12 protein-coding genes are annotated in these 13,872 nt (G+C 59.9%); 4 read left to right on the forward strand and 8 right to left on the reverse strand.

Annotated elements, in window-relative coordinates; genetic code table 11:
* Positions 1–67: 67 nt before the first annotated feature.
* Entirely contained in the window at positions 68–1,510 is a 1,443-nt protein-coding gene (gene treP, locus F8N80_RS20085; protein ID WP_150784560.1) for a PTS system trehalose-specific EIIBC component, read from the reverse strand.
* A gap of 307 nt (positions 1,511–1,817) precedes the next feature.
* Between treP and treR the strand changes: the two genes are divergently transcribed.
* Positions 1,818–2,522, forward strand: a complete 705-nt coding sequence (gene treR, locus F8N80_RS20090; protein ID WP_150784561.1) for a trehalose operon repressor — start codon at positions 1,818–1,820, stop codon at positions 2,520–2,522.
* A gap of 10 nt (positions 2,523–2,532) precedes the next feature.
* Here the strand turns inward: treR and F8N80_RS20095 are convergent, their stop codons facing one another.
* The 6 genes from F8N80_RS20095 to F8N80_RS20120 form a co-directional block, all read right to left on the reverse strand.
* Positions 2,533–3,051, reverse strand: a complete 519-nt coding sequence (locus F8N80_RS20095) for a helix-turn-helix transcriptional regulator (protein ID WP_150784562.1) — start codon at positions 3,049–3,051, stop codon at positions 2,533–2,535.
* 4 nt (positions 3,052–3,055) lie between these two features.
* Positions 3,056–3,334 carry a hypothetical protein gene (locus tag F8N80_RS31680; RefSeq protein WP_082930408.1) on the reverse strand — a complete coding sequence of 93 codons (279 nt, stop codon included), beginning with the start codon at positions 3,332–3,334 and terminating at the stop codon, positions 3,056–3,058.
* Positions 3,335–3,643: 309 nt separating this feature from the next.
* Positions 3,644–5,221, reverse strand: a complete 1,578-nt coding sequence (gene guaA, locus F8N80_RS20105; protein WP_150747949.1) for a glutamine-hydrolyzing GMP synthase — start codon at positions 5,219–5,221, stop codon at positions 3,644–3,646.
* A gap of 99 nt (positions 5,222–5,320) precedes the next feature.
* Positions 5,321–6,790, reverse strand: coding sequence for an IMP dehydrogenase (gene guaB / locus F8N80_RS20110; RefSeq protein ID WP_150747948.1), 1,470 nt, complete (start codon positions 6,788–6,790; stop codon positions 5,321–5,323).
* Positions 6,791–7,154: 364 nt separating this feature from the next.
* Entirely contained in the window at positions 7,155–7,703 is a 549-nt protein-coding gene (locus F8N80_RS20115; protein WP_150747947.1) for a sugar ABC transporter ATPase, read from the reverse strand.
* A 185-nt stretch (positions 7,704–7,888) separates the two neighbouring features.
* Positions 7,889–8,656 carry a sulfite exporter TauE/SafE family protein gene (locus F8N80_RS20120; RefSeq protein WP_150747946.1) on the reverse strand — a complete coding sequence of 256 codons (768 nt, stop codon included), beginning with the start codon at positions 8,654–8,656 and terminating at the stop codon, positions 7,889–7,891.
* A 199-nt stretch (positions 8,657–8,855) separates the two neighbouring features.
* Here F8N80_RS20120 and xseA point away from each other — a divergent pair, with 199 nt between their 5' ends.
* Together xseA and F8N80_RS20130 are read left to right on the forward strand one after the other, a co-directional pair.
* Complete coding sequence (gene xseA / locus F8N80_RS20125) at positions 8,856–10,235, forward strand: exodeoxyribonuclease VII large subunit (protein WP_150747945.1); 1,380 nt, start codon at positions 8,856–8,858, stop codon at positions 10,233–10,235.
* A 3-nt stretch (positions 10,236–10,238) separates the two neighbouring features.
* On the forward strand, positions 10,239–11,060 hold the full coding sequence (locus tag F8N80_RS20130; protein WP_150784563.1) for a peptidoglycan DD-metalloendopeptidase family protein: 822 nt from the start codon (positions 10,239–10,241) through the stop codon (positions 11,058–11,060).
* Positions 11,061–11,237: 177 nt separating this feature from the next.
* Here the strand turns inward: F8N80_RS20130 and F8N80_RS20135 are convergent, their stop codons facing one another.
* Positions 11,238–11,594 carry a hypothetical protein gene (locus F8N80_RS20135; RefSeq protein WP_150747943.1) on the reverse strand — a complete coding sequence of 119 codons (357 nt, stop codon included), beginning with the start codon at positions 11,592–11,594 and terminating at the stop codon, positions 11,238–11,240.
* Between the two features lie 396 nt (positions 11,595–11,990).
* Here F8N80_RS20135 and leuA point away from each other — a divergent pair, with 396 nt between their 5' ends.
* Positions 11,991–13,670, forward strand: coding sequence for a 2-isopropylmalate synthase (leuA, locus tag F8N80_RS20150; protein ID WP_150747941.1), 1,680 nt, complete (start codon positions 11,991–11,993; stop codon positions 13,668–13,670).
* Positions 13,671–13,872: the final 202 nt, after the last annotated feature.

A 13,872-nucleotide genomic window follows, 5' to 3' on the forward strand; every position in this document is an offset into this window, starting at 1 on the left:
CACCGCTCGCTCCTACATGGGAACGCGATTACCTGTAGGAGCGAGGCTTGCCCGCGAATGCGATCTGTCAGGCGACCCGATACCCCGGCCGGACAATCTTCATGCTCAACCCGCAGGTCAGAACAAATGGCACGACCATGGCAATCACCATCCCGATCACGAACATCGGAATGAATTGCGGAATGATCGAGATAAAACCCGGCAAGCCCCCGACGCCGATGGCCGAGGCCTGGACCTTGTTCAGCGACAGGAAGATGCACCCCAGCGCCGAGCCGACCAGCGCGGCATAAAACGGAAACTTGTAGCGCAGGTTGACCCCGAACATGGCCGGTTCGGTGATACCGAAGTAAGCGGATATCGCCGAGGTCGAGGCCATGCTCTTGTCCCGCACATTACGGGTCATGTAGAACACCGCCAGTGCCGCGCTGCCCTGGGCGAGGTTGGACATGACGATCATCGGCCAGATGAACGTGCCGCCCTGGGTCGAGATCAGCTGCAAGTCGACCGCGAGAAACATGTGATGCATGCCGGTGATCACCAGCGGCGCATAGAGCAGACCGAAGATCGCCCCACCAACCATCGGCGCCAGGTCGAACAGCATGACCACGCCTTCGGTGATGAGGATGCCCAGGTGTCGCGTCACCGGGCCGATCACCGCCAGCGCCAGCACGCCGGTGACGACGATGGTGGTGATCGGCACCACCAGCAATTGCACCGCATTCGGCACCCGCGCCCGCAGCCATTTCTCGATGACGCTCATGACGTAGGCGGCCAGCAGGATCGGCAGGATCTGCCCCTGATAGCCGACCTTCTCGATCTGGAACAATCCGAGGATGTCGAAGTACGGCAGGCTCTGCCCTTCCAGACCGGCTACCGCCTTGCCGTAGTTCCAGGCATTGAGCAGATCGGGGTGAACCAGCATCAGGCCGAGCACGATGCCGAGGATTTCGCTGCCGCCAAAGCGCTTGGCCGCCGACCAGCCCACCAGCGCCGGGAGGAACACGAACGAGGTGTTGGCCATCAGGTTGATCAGGCTCCAGAGCCCTTCAAGTTTCGGGTAGGCGTCCAGCAGGGTCTGCCCCTCGATGAACATGCCCCTGGCGCCGATCAGGTTGTTGATGCCCATCAGCAGGCCGGCAACGATCAGCGCCGGCAGGATCGGCATGAACACATCGGAAAACACCCGCACCAGCCGTTGCACGGCGTTGATCTTGTCGGCGCTTTTCTGTTTAACGTCGGCGATGGTTGACGCCGCGAGACCGGTTTGGTGGCGTAATTCGGCGTAGACCTTTTCCACCTCGCCCGGGCCGATGACCACCTGGAACAGGCCACCGGTGAAGAACGAACCCTTGACCAGGTCAATCTGGTTCAGCGTGGCGCTGCTGACCAGGCTCGGATCCTTGAGGGCCAGGCGCAGGCGGGTCACGCAGTGCGCGGCCTGCTCGATATTGTCGCTGCCACCGAGGCTGTGCAGCAGCTCGGTGACGATGTTCGGATAGTCGTGGCTCATGCTTGGTCTTCCGCTGTGGTTTTTTGTTATTGGCAGCACGCCGACGTCAAAAGTACTCGTCTGTACGAGTTAAAGCAACAACTCGTACAGACGAGTTTCAAATTGTTTAAAATCTGCCCAGCCACTGGCTCCTACAGAGCGAAGGCGCCCTCGAAACCGCCATCGCCGGCAAGCCTGGCTCCTACAGGGCCTACAGACCATGAAATTTCCTACATCCGAAAGGGATGAAATCCAAACCCGCATGGACAATTCCCTACCCGACCCTTAAGGTTCAAACCCTTGAGCATTGCGGCACAGAGCCATCCCCATGAGTAAATACAACCAGATCTACAGCGATCTGCTTGCGAGTATCACCACCGAACGTCTGGAACGCGGCGCCCGATTGCCTTCCGAAACCGAACTGATGGACAGCTACCAGGCCAGTCGCGGCACCGTGCGCAAGGCCATCGAACAACTTCAGGAACGCGGTTTCGCGCAAAAGGTCCACGGCAAAGGCACCTTCGTGCTGTCGACCAACCCGATCGAATTTCAGCTCGGCGGCATCGTCAGCTTCCAGGAAACCTACCCGCGGTTGGGCAACGACGTCAGTACCGAAGTGGTCGAATTCACCCAGTTCCCTCTCGAGGGTCCGTTGCTCGAACACATCCAGGCTGATGAAGGCAGCCCGATCATCCGGATCAAACGCGTGCGACGGATCGGCGGCAAACGCGTGATCCTCGACATCAACCATTTCGTCAGCGACGTGATCCCCGGCCTGTCCCGGGACATCGCCGAGCACTCGATCTACGCCTTCATCGAGCAGACCCTGCAGCTGCAAATCGCCTATGCCCAGCGCACCATCGAAGCAGTGCCGCGGAGCAAGGACGACCAGCAACACCTGGACCTGGATGGCCAGAGCCATGTGATCGTGGTCAGCAACCAGACGTTTTTGCAGGATGGAAGGCAGTTCGAGTACACCGAATCGCGGCATACCCTGGACAAGTTCTACTTTTCGGATGTGGCACGGCGCTGAAAGGATGACGTCAAACCAGTGCCTGCCACTCGGCGCCCAGGGCGGCAACCCGACGTGATTCCTTGACGAGATTGACGCTTTGCGCGATACGGGCGACCTCGATGACCGGTTGTTCGAGGTGGTAGCCGCCCTTCGCATCCAGCCAGCTCAGCACCTCAGCCAGGTGCCAGACCGATGCCTTGCCTTCATGCACGGCCAACGGGAAGCTGCTGCCATGGGTGAGCATCAGTTTGCGCATGTTCTGTCGCGAAACGCCGACGATGTCGGCAATGTCCGTCAGGCCGACGAAGTCGGGCGCCACCTCCACCAGGCGAGCATCAGGGATGATGCGCTTGACGTCGATCAGTGCACTCAACAACGCCGCTTCGGCAGTCACCGCCTCTCGGGTGAACTCCAACGCCAGTCGGCCGGGTAACCCGACACCGACCAACGCGTCATCGCATCCTTGGGCGTACAAACGTTCGATCAATTCGTCAGGATTGGTATCGCACTGCGCGAGTTGATACTTGAGGGTGAAAATGTAGTCCATTGAATTACTCCTTGAGTCGAGGTGCCGACTTCCCGTCAATCACCTGCTGCGTCGTACAGTTGTCGACCACTCGCCGCAATGCCCTCGCGTGGTTGAAAGGGTTTCTCGGCGTACTGCACACGCTGGTGATACAGAATTCGCCACAGCGACAGAGGTCATGCCTGAAAGGGCAGTAGATCTTTCCCCAGGCGTGACTGCCGCCGACTTCTATCCGCCAGCCTCGCTCTTCGGCGTGACGCAGGGCCATTTCGATTTCTTTTTTCGGGTGAGATGCACGAGCCATCCATAGCCTCCAGTCTCCGCAGTATTCCAATGGTTGTCAACTGACAACCTTACACAAAAATCCACAAGCACCACTCGAGCTGCAAGACAGTCCGCAGAGGCAGGGAAGATTGCCCCAAAGAGAGTACAGATGAGGCTGAGAATATGGCTGTCTCATGTCTTTCAGGGCATTGCCAAGGTATGTTCTCCTTACACATAACCTGGGTCTGCCTGGTGATTTTTTGCCTGCCCCGAAAAAAACAAAACCCCGACCTGAGTCGGGGTTTGGTTTATCGGTTAACGCCCTGATTGCCGGAGCGCCAGCGCGGGATCACTCCCACTCAATGGTCGCTGGCGGCTTGCTCGACACGTCATAAGTGACGCGGGAAATGCCTTCGATTTCATTGATGATGCGACCGCTGACGGTCTCCAGCAGTTCGTAAGGCAGGTGTGCCCAACGCGCAGTCATGAAGTCGATGGTTTCTACCGCACGCAGGGCAACCACCCAGGCGTAACGACGGCCATCGCCGACCACGCCAACCGATTTCACCGGCTGGAACACCACGAAGGCCTGGCTGACCTTGTGGTACCAGTCGGCCTTGCGCAGTTCTTCGATGAAGATGTGGTCGGCGCGACGCAGCAGGTCGGCGTATTCCTTCTTCACTTCACCGAGGATCCGCACGCCCAGGCCCGGGCCCGGGAACGGGTGACGGTAGACCATGTCGTACGGCAGGCCGAGTTCCAGGCCCAGACGACGGACTTCGTCCTTGAACAGCTCGCGCAGGGGTTCAACCAGCTTGAGGTTCATTTCTTCCGGCAGGCCACCCACGTTGTGGTGCGACTTGATCACGTGGGCCTTGCCGCTTTTGGCGCCAGCCGACTCGATCACGTCCGGGTAGATGGTGCCTTGGGCTAGGTACTTGATGTTGTCCAGTTTGTTGGACTGGGCATCGAAGACGTCGATGAAGGTACGGCCGATGATCTTGCGCTTCTTCTCTGGATCGCTTTCGCCGGCCAGGTTGTCGAGGAACTGGTCTTCAGCGTTGGCGCGGATCACCTTGACGCCCATGTTCTCGGCGAACATGGCCATCACTTGCTCGCCTTCGTGCAGACGCAGCAGGCCGTTGTCGACGAAGACGCAGGTCAGCTGGTCGCCGATGGCTTTGTGCAGCAGTGCCGCAACCACCGAGGAATCAACGCCGCCGGACAGACCGAGCAAGACGTTGTCGGTGCCCACCTGGGCGCGAATATTGGCGATCGCGTCTTCAGCAATCTTCGACGGCGTCCACAGCGCTTCACAGCCGCAGATGTCGAGGATGAAACGCGAGAGGATGCGGCCGCCCTGCTTGGTATGGGTCACTTCCGGGTGGAACTGCACGCCGTAGTAGCCGCGAGCATCGTCGAACATGCCGGCAATCGGGCAGCTCGGGGTGCTGGCCAGGATGTGGAATTCCTGAGGCATTTTGGTGACCTTGTCACCGTGGCTCATCCAGACGTCGAGGCCGAACAGGCCGTCAGCGTCGATGTGGTCTTCGATACCGTCGAGCAGGCGACTCTTGCCGACTACGTCGACTCGGGCGTAACCGAACTCACGCAGCTCGGAACCTTCGACCTTGCCCCCCAGCTGTTCAGCCATGGTCTGCATGCCGTAGCAAATACCGAAGACCGGTACGCCCAGGTCCCAGACGGCTTGCGGTGCGCGCGGGCTGTCGGCGACGTGTACCGACTCGGGGCCGCCGGCGAGGATGATCCCCTTCGGTGCGAATTCGCGAATCGCTTCGTCGTCCATATCGAACGGATGCAATTCGCAGTACACGCCGATTTCACGCACGCGGCGGGCAATCAGCTGGGTGTACTGGGAACCGAAATCGAGGATCAGGATGCGGTGGGCGTGAATGTCGAGGGCCATGATTCAGTCTCGTCTTAATAATTCAGAAACAGTCGTGATTCAGAAACAACTCGGGGCTGAATAGAACAGCCCCGGTTGCTTAACGATTTGCTTGAAGCCTCAACCTACGCGGTAGTTTGGCGCTTCTTTGGTGATCTGTACGTCGTGGACGTGGGACTCGGCCATGCCGGCACCGGTGATCCGCACGAACTCAGGCTTGGTACGCATTTCTTCGATGTCGGCACTGCCGGTATAACCCATCGAGGAACGCAGGCCGCCCATCAGTTGATGGATGATCGCACTCAGGCTGCCCTTGTACGGAACACGCCCTTCGATGCCTTCCGGAACCAGCTTCTCGGCACCCGCGGAGGAGTCCTGGAAGTAACGGTCGGAGGAACCCTGGGCCTGGGACATGGCACCCAGCGAACCCATGCCGCGGTAAGCCTTGTACGAACGACCCTGGAACAGTTCGATCTCGCCTGGCGCTTCTTCAGTACCGGCGAACATCGAGCCCATCATCACGCAGGAAGCACCGGCCACGATGGCCTTGGACAGGTCACCGGAGAAACGGATGCCGCCGTCGGCGATCAACGGCACGCCAGTGCCTTCGAGGGCAGCGGCAACGTTGGCGATAGCACTGATTTGCGGGACGCCGACACCGGCGACGATACGGGTGGTGCAGATCGAGCCCGGGCCGATACCGACCTTGACTGCATCGGCGCCGGCTTCGGCCAGGGCCTTGGCGGCAGCGCCGGTGGCGATGTTGCCGCCGATGACCTGCACTTCAGGGAAGTTCTGCTTGACCCAGCGCACGCGGTCGATCACGCCTTTGGAGTGACCGTGAGCAGTGTCGACCACCACCACGTCAACGCCAGCGTGGACCAGGGCGGCTACGCGATCACCGGTGTCTTTACCGGTACCGACTGCAGCGCCAACGCGCAGACGACCTTGATCGTCCTTGCTGGCCAGCGGATAGGCCTTGGCTTTTTCGATGTCGTTGACGGTCATCATGCCTTTGAGGGCGAATTTGTCGTCGACGATCAGCACGCGTTCGATGCGGTGCTTGTGCAGCAACTCGCGAACGTCGTTCTTGTCGGCGCCTTCCTTGACCGTGACCAGGCGCTCTTTAGACGTCATCACTTCACGGACAGTGGCTTCCAGACGGTTTTCGAAACGCACGTCACGGGAAGTGACGATGCCGACCAGGTCACCATTGTGCAGCACCGGAACGCCGGAGATGTTGTGCAGGCGGGTCAGTTCGAAGAGTTCACGAACCGTGGCGCCAGCCTCGATGGTGATCGGGTCCTTGACCACGCCGGCTTCATAACGCTTGACCTTGCGCACTTCGGCAGCTTGCTGCTCGATGGTCATGTTCTTGTGGATGATGCCGATGCCACCTTCCTGAGCCATGGCAATTGCCAGACGGGCTTCGGTAACGGTGTCCATGGCGGCAGAAACCAGTGGAATATTCAGCTCGATGCCACGGGTAAGGCGGGTCTTGAGACTGACTTCGTTAGGAAGCACCTCGGAATAACCGGGCACTAGGAGAATGTCGTCGAATGTCAGAGCTTCTTGGCTGATACGCAGCATCGCGGGGGCTCCCGAGCGGGAAAATGGAAGCGCGCCATTATAGTCAGACACCCCCTCGGGTTCAATGTAAAACTCTGGCTATTATCAATGCGGTGATCGACGGGGTATTGAACGCACAAATCCCGTAGGAGCGAGGCTTGCCCGCGAAGGCGTCTTCACTGGCGCTAAAAGCTTCGCGGGCAAGCCTCGCTCCTACGGGTTTCGGTTACGGCGATGGGTTTCGGTTACGGCGATGGGTTTCGGTTACGGCGATGGATTTCAGTTACGGCGACGGCGACGGCGACGGTTAGGGTTAGGGTTAGGGTTAGGGTTACGGTTACGGTTACGGTTAAGGCGAGGGTTTCGGTTTCGGTTTCGGTTTCGGTTACAGCTCAACTTTTACCCAACTCACCGGCTGATCCAGCCAATCGGCAAACTCGTCGATAAAACTCTGCTTGAACCCGGCCTCGGCCCAATTGTTGAAAATGAATCCCAGGTTGGAAAAGCCGCATTCCTGCAGGAACAAAAAGCCGTTGATGTCGTCTTCATGCCCGCACTCGGGGCAGGTGAAGTTATCGGTGCGCCCCGGCATCCAGTCTTCCAGGCTTTCGAACAACGCTTCGCCGACTTCCTTGCGGCACTCGGCGCAGCCGGCTTCTTCGAGAAATCCCTTGGCCGGTGTATAGATGCAGCGTTTGGTGATGATCTCCAGGCCATTGATCGGCTCGCCGAACGGCAGGGCTTGCGGGTGCAGGACCACGGCTCGGGCACCGTCGGCGATGGCATGGGCCATGCGGTTGCCGGTGCGGCCGCAAGTGGTCAGTTCTTCCTTGATGATGTTCTTGCGCACCAGCCAACGCACGACCGCCCGGGCCCGGGGTTCGTGTACCGGCAGCGTGGAGATTTTCGGGACGATGATGCTTTGAGAGTTCATGGTGCAAGCCTACTGCGTCAAATGGATGTTTCTGCGGCGCGCCGTTTGACGCCTTCGCGGGCAAGCCTCGCTCCTACAGGTCTTGTGTCGTTTGATGAATTTGCGAACGACACAAGACCTGTGGGAGCGGGCTTGCCCGCGAAGGCGTCAGGACGGCCGGCAGCTTAATCCCTGACGAAATCCGGTCAAGTGCTCAAATACCGCCCAATCAAGGCAATCCCGCTGGCCAGCACCAACCACGTCACCAGCCGCACGAACGCCTCCCGGGACAGTTTCATCGTCAACCGCCGGCCAATCCACAACCCCAGCGCCATGGCCGGCAATAAACACACGGCCAATACCAACAAGGGTAGCTCGGCATACACGCCCGCGACGGCAAACAGGCTCAAACGCACTACCGTGCTGCAACTGATCAGCGCGCTCTGCGTCGCCCTCGCCGCCTCCTTGGGCAGCCGGCTGTTCAAATAAATCGCATATAAAAAGCCGCCACTGCCAAACAACGCCCCGAACATCCCCCCCACCGCACCCATCGGCACGGCCCAGGCGGCGGACAATTGTGCTGGACGGGTTTTGACCCACAGGCTGTAAATCGCATAAGCGCTGATAAACAGCCCCATCAACAGCAGCAACACATCGGAATGCAGGTTCAGCAGAAAAATCACCCCCAAGGTGCAGCCCACCGCCATGCAGGGCAACAAGCGCAACAACTCGGGCCTGGCCACATCCCGCCTCGAGGGCAGCAGATTGCCAAATGCCGCGACGAAATCCAGCAGCACCAGAAGCGGCACGATCTTCGACAACGGCATGAACAGGATCAGAATCGGCCCCGCCACCAGGGCGGTACCGAATCCGGCGATGCCGAACACGATATAGGCCAGCGCGATGCCCAGCCCGATCACCAGCCAATCCGTCGCGCCGAAGGGCCATTGGTGCAACAACTCAAGCACATTCATTACGTGTCTTCCTTGAATCCCGAAGCAGACTTTAAACCTGTGGGAGCGGGCTTGCTCGCGAATGCGGTGTGACAGTCAATGTTGATATCGACTGATACTCCGCATTCGCGAGCAAGCCCGCTCCCACAAAAAAGCCTACCCACAGGGATTTGCGTTGACTCATGGAGATTGTTCGTCGAATGCCTTTAAACTGCGCCCCATGATTAAAGATCCCTTTGCAAGACTCGGCCTGGACCGGGAAGTCCTGACTGTCAGCCAGCTCAACGGCCGCGCGCGGGTGTTGCTCGAAGACGTGTTCAGTAATATCTGGGTCGAAGGCGAAATCTCCAACCTCGCCCGCCCGGCGTCCGGCCATGTGTATTTCACCCTCAAGGACAGCGGTGCCCAGGTGCGTTGCGCCTTGTTCCGGCAGAACGCGGCGCGGGTGCGCCAGGCGTTGAAAGATGGCCTGGCGGTCAAGGTGCGCGGCAAGGTCTCGCTGTTCGAGGGCCGCGGTGACTATCAACTGATCCTCGACACCGTGGAGCCTGCCGGCGACGGCGCCCTGCGCCTGGCCTTCGATGCGCTGAAAGAAAAGCTCAGCGCCGAAGGCCTGTTCAGTGCCGAGCGCAAAGTGCCGCTGCCGGCGCACCCGCAACGCATCGGCATCATCAGTTCGCCCACCGGCGCGGTGATCCGCGACATCATCAGCGTCTTCCGTCGCCGCGCCCCGCAGGTGCAGCTGACGCTGATCCCCACCGCCGTACAAGGCCGCGAAGCCACCGCGCAGATTGTCCGCGCGCTGAAACTGGCGGACGCCCGTGGCTTCGACGCGCTGATCCTGGCCCGTGGCGGCGGCTCCCTGGAAGACCTCTGGTGTTTCAATGAAGAAGCCGTGGCCCGCGCCGTGGACGCTTGCGTGACGCCGATTGTCAGCGCCGTCGGCCATGAAACCGACGTCTCGATCAGCGACTTCGTCGCCGACGTTCGCGCCCCGACCCCTTCCGCCGCCGCCGAACTGCTGGCGCCGGATTCCAGCGACCTGGTGCGTCGGGTCGAAAGCCTGCATCGACGGCTGGTGATGCGTATTCGTGACCGCTTGATGCGTGATCGACTGCGCCTGGAAGGCATGTCCCGCCGCCTGCGCCATCCCGGCGAACGCCTGCGTCAGCAAGCGCAGCGCCTGGATGACCTGGACATGCGCCTGCGCCGCGCGTTCGAACGCAGCCTCAATACCCGTCGCGAACGCCTGATTCGTCTGGAAACCCGCCTTGCCGGGCAACATCCCGGTCGGCAACTGGCAATGCTCCGTCAGCGCCTCGACAGCTTTGCCGAACGCCTGCCCCGGGCCATGCGCGAAGGCCTCAAGAACCGCCGCCTGCAACTGCAAAGCCAGATGCAGACGCTGCATGTGGTCAGCCCCCTGGCGACCCTCAGCCGTGGCTACAGCATTCTGCTGGACGAGCGCGGCAACGCGATCCGCAACGCTGCGCAAACCCACACCGGCCAGCGCCTGAAAGCCAGACTGGGCGAAGGCGAGCTGCAAGTGCGGGTCGAAGACAATCACCTGACGCCTGTCACCCTCTCTTTACTGGATTGATCCATGCCGCGCTTTCTCGCTCCGCTGCTGTTGCTGTGCCTGACCGTCAATGCCCACGCCGACAGTTACATCACCCGCCTGTTGAACAAGCCGGTGCCCGGTGGCGTGGCGGTTGTCGACCTGGGCACTTCCGCCCAGGCGCCAAAAGCCAGCTATCAAGGCAAACCGGTGCTGGTGGTCAAGGAACAGAACAATTGGCTGGCTATTGTCGGGGTGCCGTTGACGGTCAAGCCGGGTACGCAGCAGCTCAGCAGTGACGGGCGTCATCTGAGTTTCACCGTTGGCAACAAGAAATACCCGGAACAGCGCATCACCCTGAAGAACAAGCAGCAGGTCAATCCGGACCCGGAAAATCTCAAGCGCATCGAGGGCGAACTGGCCGAGCAGATCCAGGCCTACCGCAGTTTCAGTCCGAATACTCCGAGCAACCTGTTGCTGGATAAACCGGTCAACGGGCCGTTGTCGAGCAAGTTCGGTGTGCGTCGGTTCTTTAATGGTGAAGAGCGCAATCCCCATGCAGGCCTGGATTTCGCGGTGCCGGCGGGTACGCCGATCAAGACGCCGGCTGCGGGCAAGGTGATTCTGATCGGCAATTACTTCTTTAATGGCAACACAGTGTTTGTCGATCATGGGCAGGGCTTTATCAGCATGTTCTGTCACATGTCCAAGATTGACGTGAAGGTCGGGCAGCAGTTGGCCCGTGGTGGAGTGGTCGGGAAGGTTGGCGCGACTGGGCGAGCGACCGGGCCGCATATGCACTGGAATGTCAGCCTGAATGATGCGCGGGTGGATCCGGCGATCTTTATTGGGGCGTTTCAGCCTTAGATGATTGTGAGGCTGATGGCCCCTTCGCGGGCAAGCCAGCCTTAGATGATTGTGAGGCTGATGGCCCCTTCGCGGGCAAGCCCGCTCCCACAGTGATCGGGGTGAACGTGATTTTATGTACACCACCAATCCCTGTGGGAGCGGGCTTGCCCGCGAAGGCGGCCTCATTGGCGCCGCTTATTCCGCCTCCAGATCCTCGATCCCATGAATTTCCCTGTGTGCCAGGCACTCCTTGATCCAGGCCTGGGTTTCCTCCGAGAAGCCGGCCAGTTCCTCAGATGTGATCAACTCATGAGTACACAATCCCAGCAAATGAGCCGGCGCCTCACTGCGTGAATGACTGAAAACGTCAAACGCCCAATACAGCTCCTGCTGACCGGCCTTGAGCCTCTCCTCACTGGCTTCAATACGCTCATAAGGCGCCAGGCTTTTATCCAGCACCAAACGCTCGACCTCCTCCATGATCCGGATACACATCCGCTCATGGGCCACCGGACGCAATGCGCTATAAAGTTTCCAATCCGATTCATTCATTGCCGACTCCTGCTTCCAGGTCGCCTGATTGAGGCTTTAAGGATAGCTGCGCCACCGCAGACAAGGTCGACAATTTTCAATTGCGCACCGCTCAAACCTCGCGCAACCATCAAGACAATCATCGCCATTAACCGCAATAAAATCTCGATAAATTCGCCTTTTCGAGTATTCCTCTCATTTTTTTTCGACCGCTTGCCATCCTTTCTTCTCGCGGTTAGGGTTGAAGACATGAAAACCTCTCACACCCTCATTCAGCGTCGCCAGCACCGCAGCCTGTGCCTTGTCAGTGCACGACTGCCGGGCTGAATCGCGGTGCCTCGCCCCACGCTTTGCCCAAGAACATTTTGATCCACCGGCAGGCCGCCTCTTTTCGGCCCACACAACAAGGATTTCCCGATGAGCATGCTCAAAGACCCGTCTTCGAAATACCGCGCGTTCCCGACCATCGACATCCCGGACCGCACCTGGCCGTCGAAGACCATCACCGCCGCGCCGATCTGGTGCAGCTCCGACCTGCGTGACGGTAACCAGTCGCTGATCGAGCCCATGGACGCGACCAAGAAGCTGCGTTTCTGGAAAACCCTGGTGTCGGTGGGCGTGAAAGAAATCGAAGCCTCGTTCCCGGCGGCTTCGCAAACCGATTTCGACTTCGTGCGCAGCCTGATCGAAGGCGGCCACATCCCGGACGACACCACCATCCAGGTGCTGACCCAAGGCCGTGAAGACCTGATCGAGCGCACCTTCGAATCCCTGCGCGGGGCGAAGAAAGCCATCGTTCACCTGTACAACGCGACGTCCCCTTCCTTCCGCCGGATTGTCTTCAATCAGGACAAGGACGGGATCAAGGCCATTGCCGTGGAAGCGGCCAAGCTGTTCGTCAAATACGCGGCGAAGCAGCCAGACACCGAATGGACCTTCGAGTACTCGCCGGAAACCTTCAGCGCGACCGAACTGGAGTTCGCCAAGGAAGTCTGCGACGCGGTGATCGAGGTCTGGAACCCGACGCCCGAGCACAAGATGATCCTCAACCTGCCGGCCACCGTCGAATGCGCGACCCCGAACATCTATGCCGACCAGATCGAATGGTTCGGCCGTCATATCAACCGTCGTGACAGCGTGATCATCAGCCTGCACACCCACAACGACCGTGGCACCGGCGTTGCCGCCACCGAGCTGGGCCTGATGGCCGGCGCCGACCGTGTCGAAGGCTGCCTGTTCGGCAACGGCGAGCGCACCGGTAACGTCGACCTGGTGACCGTGGCCTTGAACCTCTACACCCAGGGCGTGCACCCTGAACTGGACTTCTCCGACATCGACGGCGTGCGCAAAGTCGTTGAAGAGTGCAACCAGATCCAGGTGCACCCGCGTCATCCATACGTCGGCGACCTGGTGCATACCGCGTTCTCCGGCTCGCACCAGGATGCGATCCGCAAGGGCTTCGCCCAGCAGAAACCGGACGCCCTGTGGGAAGTGCCATACCTGCCGATCGACCCGGCCGACATCGGCCGCAGCTACGAGGCGGTGATCCGCGTCAACAGCCAGTCGGGCAAGGGCGGTATCGCCTACTTGCTGGAACAGGAATACGGCATCAGCTTGCCACGCCGCATGCAGATCGAGTTCAGCCAGGTCGTGCAGCGTGAAACCGATCGCCTGGGCCTCGAAATGACCGCCAAGCAGATCCACTCGCTGTTGATCAGCGAGTACCTGCAAGCCAACACCCCGTACGCGCTGGTCAGCCATCGCCTGCAGGAAGAAAACGGTCACAGCGCCGTCGAAGTGGAAGTGGCCAGCAAGGGCCAGGGCGAAACCAACCTGCACTGGCGCGGCAAGGGCAACGGCGCCCTGGAAGCGCTGGTGGCCGGCCTGCCGATCCCGGTCGAGATCATGGACTACAACGAACACGCCATCGGCGCGGGTACCAATGCCAAGGCCGCGGCCTACATCGAGCTGCGGGTGAATGGTGAGCGTGCGGTGCATGGTGTCGGGATCGATGAAAACATCACCACTGCCAGCTTCAAGGCGCTGTTCAGTGCGCTGAACCGCTCGTTGAGCCAGCCGGAAGCGAAAGCGGCGTAAGCCTTCGCTGATATGCAAAAGGCCCCTTGGTGTGAACCTTGGGGCCTTTTTGTTTGCCTTGTCTCGTCCTGAGTAAGGTTTACACCTGTATCAGGGCTAGACACTGCTGGTTCGATGTTGCCTGGACCGGCCTCTTCGCGAGCAAGCCCGCTCCCACAGTTGATCGATGTGAGCACAGATTTCGTGTACACCAGAAATCCAA

The sequence above is a fragment of the Pseudomonas fluorescens genome (assembly GCF_902497995.1).
GTDB lineage: Bacteria > Pseudomonadota > Gammaproteobacteria > Pseudomonadales > Pseudomonadaceae > Aquipseudomonas > Aquipseudomonas fluorescens_BK.

Coding starts and splice junctions, on each gene's coding strand:
- treP (WP_150784560.1), bottom strand. CDS start 1,510: ATGAGCCACGACTATCCGAACATCGTCACCGAGCTGCTGCACAGCCTC.
- treR (WP_150784561.1), top strand. CDS start 1,818: ATGAGTAAATACAACCAGATCTACAGCGATCTGCTTGCGAGTATCACC.
- F8N80_RS20095 (WP_150784562.1), bottom strand. CDS start 3,051: ATGGACTACATTTTCACCCTCAAGTATCAACTCGCGCAGTGCGATACC.
- F8N80_RS31680 (WP_082930408.1), bottom strand. CDS start 3,334: ATGGCTCGTGCATCTCACCCGAAAAAAGAAATCGAAATGGCCCTGCGT.
- guaA (WP_150747949.1), bottom strand. CDS start 5,221: ATGGCCCTCGACATTCACGCCCACCGCATCCTGATCCTCGATTTCGGT.
- guaB (WP_150747948.1), bottom strand. CDS start 6,790: ATGCTGCGTATCAGCCAAGAAGCTCTGACATTCGACGACATTCTCCTA.
- F8N80_RS20115 (WP_150747947.1), bottom strand. CDS start 7,703: ATGAACTCTCAAAGCATCATCGTCCCGAAAATCTCCACGCTGCCGGTA.
- F8N80_RS20120 (WP_150747946.1), bottom strand. CDS start 8,656: ATGAATGTGCTTGAGTTGTTGCACCAATGGCCCTTCGGCGCGACGGAT.
- xseA (WP_150747945.1), top strand. CDS start 8,856: ATGATTAAAGATCCCTTTGCAAGACTCGGCCTGGACCGGGAAGTCCTG.
- F8N80_RS20130 (WP_150784563.1), top strand. CDS start 10,239: ATGCCGCGCTTTCTCGCTCCGCTGCTGTTGCTGTGCCTGACCGTCAAT.
- F8N80_RS20135 (WP_150747943.1), bottom strand. CDS start 11,594: ATGAATGAATCGGATTGGAAACTTTATAGCGCATTGCGTCCGGTGGCC.
- leuA (WP_150747941.1), top strand. CDS start 11,991: ATGAGCATGCTCAAAGACCCGTCTTCGAAATACCGCGCGTTCCCGACC.